Consider the following 10,146-nt stretch of genomic DNA (forward strand, 5'->3'; position numbering starts at 1 on the left):
CGATTTTTTACGGTTTTTTTGAAAAAAAGTCGTACTGGATGTGTCAAGATGGGCTTGGCACATGAGAAAAAGAGTTATTTACAGGAAAAAGCCAATCTTTTTGAAATTGGCTCTAAAATCAATCGCGGGGTTTCCGGCAACAACCGACAGGGGATTCCCCGCAATCCCGGAGAGAAAAGCGAGAAAAAAATGTTGACTTGCAAATATGATTTCACATGCTATTATGAGTCAAAGCAATCAATACTCTTTAGCTTTTCCCTGCTCTTTCACAAAATTCAGAACGGTTGAAAACTATTGGATGTTTGAGATTTCACTCAATTCAAACTCGTGAAAATTGAGTTTTTCTCTGCATCGAAGTAGAATTATATCACAGGAGGAAAACATAATGAAAAAACTCGGGATGTTGCTGGGACTGGTGCTGGGATGTTGCTGCATGGCTGCCAACGAAATTCAGGTGAAGGAAATTGTGCTGAATCCGGGAGTCAATGCCCATATCTGGTCAGACACAAAAATCAAGGCGACCGCCGCACGGGTTGAGGGCGCACTTGTATTGCACATCGTCAGGAATGACACCAAACTGAACGATTTCACGCAGGGGCAGCTGATGGTACAGCAATCCATTGATCTGGCAGCAGGCAAGCACTATGAGCTCTCCCTGAAGCTGAAGGCTTCAGAGAAGGTTGCCGTCAGCTGCAGTTTGATGCAGGATCAGAAACCGTATACCAGTCTCGGACAGAATACCGTCACCCTGGAAAAGGATATCGCCCGAACAATCCGGCTGGACATTCGTCCGCAACAGGCAGTACGTGGGATCTACCGCATTCCCAACCTCTGTTTCGGCAAGGTGCCGTCAGGTGTAAAAGTGACTCTCTCCGATGTCACACTACGGGAGATTCAATAGGACGATCTTCCGTTTCCGTCCCGCGGACAGTAGAAAACCGGCAGAGAGGAGCAGCCATTTCTCCTGTGCAGGAATGTTTGCCATGACTCCGGCGAAAAGGCGGATTGAAATTTTCCGGCGGCATGGTATGGTATACTCCTGTTGTCTTCAACCTAACTTCAGGAGAAACATATCATGAAACTCACGCAGGGAAACCGTCTGCTCTTCATCGGAGATTCGGTCACGGATGTCGGACGGGAACGCCCGGTCGCTCAGGGAACGCTCTTCAACCGCCTCGGCCGCGGCTACCCGCACATCATCTCGGGAATGATCAACGCCCTCCATCCCGAACTCGGCATCAACGTCATCAACACCGGCGTCAGCGGCGACACCGCCCGCCGACTCGCGGCACGCTGGCAGACCGACGTGATCGACCTCCACCCCGACTGGCTCTCGGTGATGATCGGCATCAACGACGTCTGGCGGCAGTTCGACAGCCCCTGCGAACCGGAGCAACATGTCCTGCTCGATGAATATGAGTCCACGCTGGACGAACTCTTCACCCGCACCTGCCCCCTGCTCTCCGGCGGGCTGGTCATCATGGCCCCCTTCTACATCGAAACCAATCTGCAGGACCGCATGCGCGCCGAAATCGCCCGCTATCAGGCCGCCTGCCGCCGCCTCGCCGAAAAGCATCACGCCATCTTCGTCGACACGCAGGCCCCCTTCGACCGGATTCTGCAGAGCCGCCACAGCAGTTTCATTTCGTGGGACCGGGTGCACCCCAATGACGTCGGCCACACCGCGCTGGCGATGGCCTTCCTCCGGGCGATGGAGTTCGATTTCGAAGCCTGAACCGGCCGGAACCCTATTCTCCGCCGTTTTCGGCTTCGAGACGGCGGAGGATCATCTCCGCCGGAGTGAGGTATTTCTTCTCCTGATTGCAGGCGCGACAGCAGATCACCAGATTGCCCCGGGTGCTGCGTCCGCCGCGGGCCACCGGCACGATGTGGTCCAGCGTCAGCTCCTCCGGCGGGAAATTCTTCCCGCAATAGTGGCAGATGCCCCGGCGGAACTGTTCCTGAAAGTAAGGGGTGTTGCGCAGTTCACGCGCCTTGGCGCGCTCCCGCTTGATATGCCGCTCGTCGCGGTTGATTTCGATCCAGTCATCCATGGGAAGCGGTTCAGCCGGCGATGCGGCCGTTGTCGAGCACTTCCCGGATGGCGCGGGCGACGGCGGGAAGGCGATGCGGTTTCGGCAGGAATCCGCACGCGCCCTGCTGGAGCAGATCGTGCACCTCCGCCTCGGAAACAAATCCGCTCGAAAGCAGAATCTTCGCCTCGGGATCGATCGCGCGGATCTTGTAGAAGGTCTGGTGACCGCCCGCCTTCGGCATGATCATGTCGAGCAGCACAAGATCGATCTGGTCGGGATTCTCCTCGTAGATTTCGACCGCGTCCAGCCCGTTCTCCGCCAGCAGCACGGAGTAGCCCAGCTTCTGCAGAGCCTCGATGAGGAAATCCCAGATCGTCTCGTGGTCGTCCACGATCAGAATCGTCTCACTTCCCCCCGGCAGATTGTTGATCGCGCCGCTCATGATGAAAAGAAAGCACTCCCGTTTGCGATAAAGTTAAACTACATCTATATTATACCATATTTTTCCTTTTATGGCAAGTCCACGACGGCATTTAGCGGGAAAAAACATGGAACAAACTCTGTATCAAATCCTGGGAGTCAGCGCCACGGTCAATTTCGCCGGCCTCAAACGCGCCTACTACGCCCGGGCCAGAGAGTGCCACCCGGACCTCTTCGGGAACTCCCCGGCGAAGACCCGTGAATTCCAGATGCTGGTCCACGCCTTCGACATCCTCTCCGACCCCGAAAAGCGGAAACGGTACGACGCCTCGCTGATGGAGGAGCCCCTCCCGCTCCGCAAAGCCGGTCCCCTGATGGATTCCGAGGCGGACGACATCCTCGAGGAGCTGATCGTCGGCAACAACGTCCCGCCGGAAACCTCGCTGGCGACGCTGCTCGCCGACCTCGAGAAGACCGAAACCTTCCTCCGCTACCGCGAGGGGCGCGACCACCTGATGCACCGCCGCTACCGCGAGGCGGAGGCGTGTTTCCGCTTCATCGTCGCCCGCGCGCCGCAGAACATCATCTTCCGGATTCACCTCGCCCGGACCCTCGGCGCGACCGGCCGCTGTTTCGCCGCGCTCCACCACTATCAGACCGCCCGCAGAATCGGCCGGAGGCGCGTCCCGGAACAGCGGCTGCCCCGGGTGAAGGCGGAGATGGAGGCGCTCCGGAAAAAGCACCATCCGCTGCTCCACTGGACACTGTCGCTCTTCGCGGAAAAGAAACCGGTCTTCGTCGAGGATCCCGCCGACGCGATGGTCCGCCAGCTGAGCCGCTCGATGACCACGGCGATGAAAAGCCTTCCCCACGACGAGTGAAGGGGGGCGATTCGCCGGAATTCCCGCCGGGGAGACGCTTGCATTTCTCCGCCGAAATGCTACATTAGACGGATGATATGTCCAAAAACACGAGAATATTTCATATGAATGCACAGAATCTGGAAATCCGCCGGGAACTGATCCGGCAGGCGCGGCAGGTGATCGTCAAGGCCGGAACCCGGCTGCTGACCAGCCAGGAGGCGATCGCGAAACTGGTCGACGGCATCGCCGCCATCCGCAGCCGCGGCAGCCGGGTGCTGCTGGTCACCTCCGGCGCCGTCGGCATGGGAATGCGCGCACTCGAACTTGCCCGGCGCCCGAAGGAGCTGGCGAAGATTCAGGCGCTCGCCGCCATCGGCCAGTCGCGGCTGATGTCGATCTACGAGGAGGAGTGCCGCAAGCGGGGATTCCGCACGGCACAGCTTCTGCTCACCGCCGCCGACCTGCGCAGCCGCGAACGCTACCTCAACGTGATGAACTGCATCAACGCCCTCTGGGAGAAGGAGGTCCTGCCGATCGTCAATGAGAACGACTCGGTTTCGGTCGACGAACTCAAGTTCGGCGACAACGACACCCTCGCCGGAATGCTCGCCTCGATCACCGATTCGCAGCTCACGATCATCCTCACCACCGAACAGGGGCTGCGCGAACGGGTCGACGGCGTCCTCGGCGAGCGCATCTCGGTGGTCGAAAAGCTCGACGACGCCATCCGCGGCATGGCCGGCGACACCGACAACTCCGAATTCTCCATCGGCGGCATGAGTTCGAAACTGCGCGCCGCCGACATCGTCACCGCCGCCGGAGAGTACCTCTGGATCGCCGACGGCCGGGTGCCGGGGATTCTCGAAGCGATCTTCCGCGGCGAAGATGTCGGCACGGTGTTTCTGCCGCGCCGCCGCCGGCTGACCGGGCGCAAGCGGTGGATCACCTTCTTCAGCAAAGTTTCCGGCGCGCTGCTGGTCGACGAAGGCGCGGCGAAGGCGGTCCGCGAGCACGGGCGCAGTCTGCTCCCCTCGGGCGTGCGGTTCGTCAGCGGCGACTTCAAGCGGGGCGACACGGTCGAAATTTCCGGGCCGGACGGCGTTCCTTTCGCGCGCGGGCTGGTCAACTTCGAAGCCTCCGACTGCCTCCGCATCTGCGGGCGCCATTCGGCGGAAATTCATGAAATCCTCGGCCCGAACGTCGACGAGGAGCTCATCCACCGCGACAACCTGACACTGCTGACGCCATGAAAGTATTCCTCAAAACCTACGGATGCCAGATGAACGAGCGCGACTCCGAAGCGCTCGCCGGAATGCTGGTCGAAGCCGGCCACTCGATCGTCGAAAACGAGGAGGAGGCGGATGTCCTCCTCTTCAACACCTGCAGTGTCCGCGAACAGGCCGAACGCAAGGCCAAAGGCAAGATCGGCTATATGAAGAAGCTCAAAGCGCGCCGCCCCGACCTGGTGATCGGCGCGCTCGGCTGCATGGCTCAGCGGCTCGGCGACCAGCTGCTCGAAGAGCTGCCGCACCTCGATTTCGTGCTCGGCACCGGCCAGCTTCACACGCTCGTCCCCCTGATCGAATCGATCCGCGCCGACCGCCATCGCGTCGCCAGCACCCGGGAGTCCGCCGACGTGCTCACCTCGATGGGGAGCCACTACCGCGCGGGCAGCGGTGCGGAACAGGTGTTCGCCCAGATCGCCATCACCCGCGGCTGCAACCGTTTCTGCAGTTACTGCATCGTTCCGTACGTGCGCGGCCGCGAAGTGAGCCGCGAGCGGGAGGATGTCCTCGCCGAGGCGCGCGAACTGGCCGCTTCGGGCGCGAAGGAGATTCTGCTGCTCGGCCAGAACGTCGCCGCCTACGGGCTCGGCGGCAACATCAACCCGCCGCCGCCGGATTACTCCCCCTTCGCCGATCTTCTGGAGGAGCTGGACCGGATTCCGGAACTTCTGCGCATCCGCTTCACCTCGCCCTACGTGAGCTACTTCAACGACCGGCTTATCGGAGCGATTGCGGCGAGCCGGACGGTCTGCCACAACATCCACCTGCCGCTGCAGTCCGGTTCCGACCGGGTGCTGCGCGAAATGAACCGCCAGTACACCGCGGCAAGTTACTATGAGGTGGTCGAAAAGCTCCGCGCGGCGATGCCGGACGTCACCTTCTCGACCGACGTGATCGTCGGCTTCCCCGGCGAAACGGCGGAGGATTTCGACATGACCCGCGAACTCATGAACCGGGTCGGTTTCGACAACGCCTTCATCTTCAAATACTCCCCCCGCCCCGGCACGAAGTCGTCGCTCCGGGAGGATTCGGTGCCCCGCGAAGTGAAGGAGGAGCGCAACCAGATCCTGCTCGAAGATCTGAAAAAGCGGGTGGAGCGGTCGCTCGCCGCCCAGGTCGGCACCGTTCAGGAGGTGCTGGTCGAAGGGGTAAGTCCGCGCAACCCCGACCGCTGGTGCGGCCGCACCGGCACCAACCGGCTGATCCACTTCGAACCGTGCGACGGCCTCGAACCGGGCATGCTCCGCCGCGTCCAGGTCGAACGGGCGGGGAGCGTCTCCCTCTTCGGCCGGCTGCTGTGAAGCCGCACGATTTCGCCAAGTATCTGCGCCGCAATCCGGCCGAACCACTGCCGTGGCGGGAGCTCCGCCGGGCGGTGGTGATCCCCGCCTGCGACGAAAACGATTCCATCGCGGAGACTATCGCCTCGCTCGCTTCCGCGCGCGGGATCGAAGAGACCGCCGTGGTGGTCGTCGTCAACCATCCGCCCGACGCGCCGGAATCCTGCCGCCGCGCGAACGAAACCCTGCTCCACCGTCTGGAGACCGGTGAACTCCAACTGCCCCGGCTCGTCTGGCGCTTTGCGCCGGAGCTGGAGGGGGGAGTCGGCGCCGCCCGCAAGCTGGGCATGGATGCGGTGATCGCCTCCCTCTCCCCTGAAAACGTCGAAGAGGCGGCCATCTGGTCGCTCGACGCCGACACGACGGTCGAACCCGGCTATCTCGAAGAGAGTGAAGCCTTTCTCGCGCAGAGCAAAGCGGGCGCGGTCACCATCGGCTTCCGCCACCGGGAAGGGGATACGCCGGAGCTGGAACAGGCCATCCGCCGCTACGAAGAGTATCTCGACGCCTACGTCGAACGTCTGCGCCGGGCGGGCTCCCCCTACGCCTTCCACACGGTCGGGAGCGCCTTCGTCTGCCGCGCCGCGAGCTACATCCGCTGCGGCGGCATGAGAGTCCGCACCGGCGGCGAGGACTTCTACTTTCTGCAGGCGGTGGCAAAGACCGCGAAGGTGGCGGAACTGCAAAAGGTGCTGGTCCACCCCTCGCCCCGCCCGTCGGAACGGGTTCCGTTCGGTACCGGGCCGTCGGTCCGGAAACTGCTCCGGGGCGAACCGCTGCCGGAGATTTCAGACGGCGCCTTCGCCCGGCTCAAACAGCTGCTCGACGCGGCCGCCTCGCCCGGGGCGCTCGACCGTGCCGACGCCCTGCTCCGCCGCCTTCCCGCCGCCTCCGCCGCGTTCCTTGAAGCGGAACGGTTCCCGGCCGCCTGGAACGGGGTGCTCGCCAACCTGCCGAAAACGCCGGGGGCACAGCAGGAGGCCTTTCACTGCTGGTTCGACGGACTGCGGACGTTGCGCTTTCTCCACGCCGCCGAACGCGACGCTTCCGGCGACTGAATCGCCTCATTTTTGCTTGAAATCCTTCCATTCCGGAACTATGGTAAATCAACGCTTCGATTCCGGCGGGGGAGGCCCGTGAGAAAGCACCGAGTGACCAACCGCTCGCGCTTCGACTCCGACGAGCTGGACGGGCCCATTCTCGTCGAAGCGCGATCCATTGATCACTCTTTTCCTGTGGTGAAACGGGAAAATGGGAGAGAGCGGGCAAGAAACAACGGGAGAAGGTTGACACGATGCGATTCTACTATTTCAGCGCCACCCACTGGGACCGGGAGTGGTATCAGCCCCGGCAGGTTTACCGCAAACGGCTGCTCACCCTCACGCGCCGGGTTCTGGATCTGCTGGAACAGCAGCCGGAGTACCGCCACTTCATCTTCGACGGGCAGACCGTCGTGCTCGACGACATCGCTGAGGTCCATCCGGAGTGGAAGCCCCGGCTCACCGCCGCCATCTCGGGCGGGCGGCTCAAAGTCGGCCCCTGGTACGTCATGCCCGATGAGTTTCTGGTCTCCGGCGAGGCGCTGATCCGCAACCTCCAGATCGGCCGCACCGTGGCGGAGGAGTACGGCTCCGCCCCCTGGCCGGTCGGTTACGTCTGCGACATCTTCGGCCACATGGCACAGCTTCCGCAGCTCTTCGCCGGATTCGGCCTCAAAGGGGCGGTGGTCTGGCGCGGCCTCGCCTCGACCGAGCCGCCGCGTTTTCTCTGGGAATCCCCCGACGGCACCCGCATCCGGACCATTCACCTCATGCCGCGCAACGGTTACGGGCAGTTCACGCTCGACGTCCGCGGCGGCACCGACCGCTCGCCGGAAGAAGGGGAGTTCCGGGAGCGGCTGCGCCAATGTGTCGAACAGGATACCGCCTACTGGGGCAAGGAGGCGTTTCTCCTCTCCGACGGGCTGGATCACTCCTGCCCGCCGGAAGATCCGGTTCAAATGCTCCGCTGGATCGCCGAAGAGTATCCCGATGCCGAACTTGTTCAGACCGACTGTCTCGACCTCTTCGAACGGGAGTTCGGCCCGGAGGTCTCCACCGTGCTTCGAGGCGAGCTGATCCACCCCGCCGACATCAACGGCAACTGGCAGATCAGCGGCACCGTCAGCTCCAGAAGCGACGTCAAACGGGCGAACGACCTCTGCTCGAACCGGCTGGAACTGCTGGTCGAACCCCTCCTCGCCGAACGGGCCGCCGCCGGAGAGACCGGCGACCTCGGGTTACTCCACTACCTCTGGAAAGAGCTGGTGAAGAATCACGCGCACGATTCAATCTGCGGCTGTTCGATCGATTCAGTCCACCGGCGGATGCTCGGGCGTTTCGGCGAAGTGTTCGACGGCGCGCGGGCGATTGTCGATGATCAGATTCAGCTCGACCGCGAACGGCTGACCGGCGTCCGGCTGGAGAAGCAGTCCGGCGACCCGGCCGACGAGGTCGCGCCGGACGGGCGCTACCTCCTGCGCCTCCGCAATCCACTCCCCTTCGACGTCGACCGGACCGCCGAATACGAGATCCGCTTCCCCGCGGCCGCCCCCTACGTGAAGCGGCAGGCGGAGCCGTTCGGCTACGAATTCGTCAACTCCTTTCAACTCCGGGACGAGGCGGGGGAACTGGTCCCGTACCAGATCGTCTCCATCCGCCGCAACCAGATGCGGCAGTTCCAGTGGAACGTGTTCCGCCGGTACGATGTCTACCGCGTAACGTTCCGAACGAAACTGCGCGCGGCGGGCTGGACCACCCTCCGGCTGGAGCCGTCGCCGGAATTCGTCCGCAGTTACCGGACGATGCGCACGTCGCAGCGGAGCGCGACCAACGGGATTCTGCAACTCGATTTCCACCCGGAAGGAACCTTCGACGTCATCGATCTCCGCTCCGGCCGGAGCTTCCGGAACTGGAACGAATTCCGTTTCGACCGCGAAATCGGCGACGGCTGGAACCACGTCGAACCGGTCGGCAGCACGGCGTTGCTCTGCAGTTCCGAAAGCTCTCTGCGGGTGACACTCGACGGGCCGGAGCGGACCATGTTCGAAATCACCCGGCGCTACCACCTGCCCGCGTCGCTCCGTTACGAGGGAGGGCTGGGGGAGAACTACGTCGGAATCCGGGAAGCGGAGGAGTCCGCCGAAGTGATCCTCCGCACGACGGTGACGCTGGATCGCGATTCGGACCAGCTCGGACTCCGTTTCGCTGTCGAGAACCACGCGGAGGACTTCCGGCTCCAGCTGATTGCGCCGACCGGAATTCCGGGGAACTGTTTCGCCGGGCAGAACTTCGCGATTCTCAACCGGAAGGCGGGGCGCGAACTGGGTGACACGACCGAAGGCGGGTTTGAACGGGAGTTCATCGAGAAAAACGTCTCCGGGCTGATCGGCAAGCGCGACGCCTCGGGCGGTGTCGCATTGCTCTTCGCCGCCGGAATCCATGAGGCGGGAGCCATCGACAACGCTGCGGGGGAACTGGTGGTCACACTGCTGCGGGCGTTCCGCCGCACGGTCAACACCGACGGCGAGATGGAAGGGCAGCAGAGCGGGCGCTCGGAGTTCCTCTGCGCCGCCCGCTTCTTCGGCGCCGGCACCGACGACGCCGAACTCTGGAAAGCAGTGCAGATTCTGCGGGCGGAAACGCCGGTCCACCTCTTGAAGGAGGCGGGAACACAGCCGTTCGCGAATGAGAGCTTCTGCCGGATCGACGGCAAGTTGAACTTCTCCGCACTGAAACCGGCGGCAGACCGGGAACCGGGCAGCGTCGTGCTGCGGCTGGTCAACCTCTCGCCGGAGCCGCGCCGGGGGAGCGTCACGGTGGCGAAGAAGCTCCGGGCGGCGGAGTTCTGCCGCCTCGACGAGACGCCGGTCAAGGGGGTGGAAGCGACAGACGGCGGGCATACCGTTCCGGTGGAAGCGTCGCCGTGGGAGATCGTCACGCTCCGGCTCCGCTTCTGACAGGGAACTCCCGCGAGAAAGCAACCGGGTTACCAACCGCTCGCGCTTCGATTCTGCCGGGGGCGGCCCGTGAGAAAGCAGCGAGTTACCAACCGCTCGCGCTTCGACTCCGACGAGCTGGACGGGCCCATTCTCGTCGAAGCGCGATCCATTGATAACTCTGCCCGGGCGGTATTGCCCCGCTCTCCATCATGGTTCGGGGAG

The 10,146-nt window shown here is 62.8% G+C and carries 10 protein-coding genes; 8 read left to right on the top strand and 2 right to left on the bottom strand.

The features are described from left to right. The 3 genes from ACMLHG_RS11450 to ACMLHG_RS11460 all read left to right on the top strand — a co-directional run. Positions 1-288 (top strand): hypothetical protein (locus ACMLHG_RS11450; RefSeq protein ID WP_417170583.1); only part of this gene is annotated, 288 nt, incomplete at its 5' end. Positions 289-385: 97 nt separating this feature from the next. Continuing rightward, complete coding sequence (locus tag ACMLHG_RS11455; protein WP_417170584.1) at positions 386-901, top strand: hypothetical protein; 516 nt, start codon at positions 386-388, stop codon at positions 899-901. A 174-nt stretch (positions 902-1,075) separates the two neighbouring features. Continuing rightward, positions 1,076-1,735, top strand: coding sequence for an SGNH/GDSL hydrolase family protein (locus tag ACMLHG_RS11460; protein ID WP_417170585.1), 660 nt, complete (start codon positions 1,076-1,078; stop codon positions 1,733-1,735). A 13-nt stretch (positions 1,736-1,748) separates the two neighbouring features. Here the strand turns inward: ACMLHG_RS11460 and ACMLHG_RS11465 are convergent, their stop codons facing one another. Then, positions 1,749-2,054 carry an HNH endonuclease gene (locus tag ACMLHG_RS11465; protein WP_417170586.1) on the bottom strand — a complete coding sequence of 102 codons (306 nt, stop codon included), beginning with the start codon at positions 2,052-2,054 and terminating at the stop codon, positions 1,749-1,751. Positions 2,055-2,064: 10 nt separating this feature from the next. Then, on the bottom strand, positions 2,065-2,478 hold the full coding sequence (locus tag ACMLHG_RS11470; RefSeq protein WP_294432547.1) for a response regulator: 414 nt from the start codon (positions 2,476-2,478) through the stop codon (positions 2,065-2,067). 106 nt (positions 2,479-2,584) lie between these two features. Here ACMLHG_RS11470 and ACMLHG_RS11475 point away from each other — a divergent pair, with 106 nt between their 5' ends. The 5 genes from ACMLHG_RS11475 to ACMLHG_RS11495 all read left to right on the top strand — a co-directional run bounded on the left by ACMLHG_RS11475 (position 2,585) and on the right by ACMLHG_RS11495 (position 9,942). Further along, positions 2,585-3,337, top strand: coding sequence for a DnaJ domain-containing protein (locus ACMLHG_RS11475; RefSeq protein WP_417170587.1), 753 nt, complete (start codon positions 2,585-2,587; stop codon positions 3,335-3,337). A gap of 104 nt (positions 3,338-3,441) precedes the next feature. Further along, complete coding sequence (gene proB / locus ACMLHG_RS11480) at positions 3,442-4,569, top strand: glutamate 5-kinase (RefSeq protein WP_295809507.1); 1,128 nt, start codon at positions 3,442-3,444, stop codon at positions 4,567-4,569. Then, complete coding sequence (miaB, locus tag ACMLHG_RS11485) at positions 4,566-5,906, top strand: tRNA (N6-isopentenyl adenosine(37)-C2)-methylthiotransferase MiaB (RefSeq protein ID WP_294432550.1); 1,341 nt, start codon at positions 4,566-4,568, stop codon at positions 5,904-5,906. Before proB ends, miaB begins: the two co-directional genes overlap by 4 nt. Then, positions 5,903-7,003: a glycosyltransferase gene (locus tag ACMLHG_RS11490; protein ID WP_417170588.1), complete on the top strand. Its 1,101-nt coding sequence runs from the start codon at positions 5,903-5,905 to the stop codon at positions 7,001-7,003. The genes miaB and ACMLHG_RS11490 overlap by 4 nt, the downstream gene beginning before the upstream one ends. Before the next feature lie 236 nt (positions 7,004-7,239). Next, positions 7,240-9,942, top strand: coding sequence for a glycosyl hydrolase-related protein (locus tag ACMLHG_RS11495; protein WP_417170589.1), 2,703 nt, complete (start codon positions 7,240-7,242; stop codon positions 9,940-9,942). The last annotated feature ends 204 nt before the right edge of the window (positions 9,943-10,146 follow it).

The organism is Victivallis sp., assembly GCF_048170485.1.
GTDB lineage: Bacteria > Verrucomicrobiota > Lentisphaeria > Victivallales > Victivallaceae > Victivallis.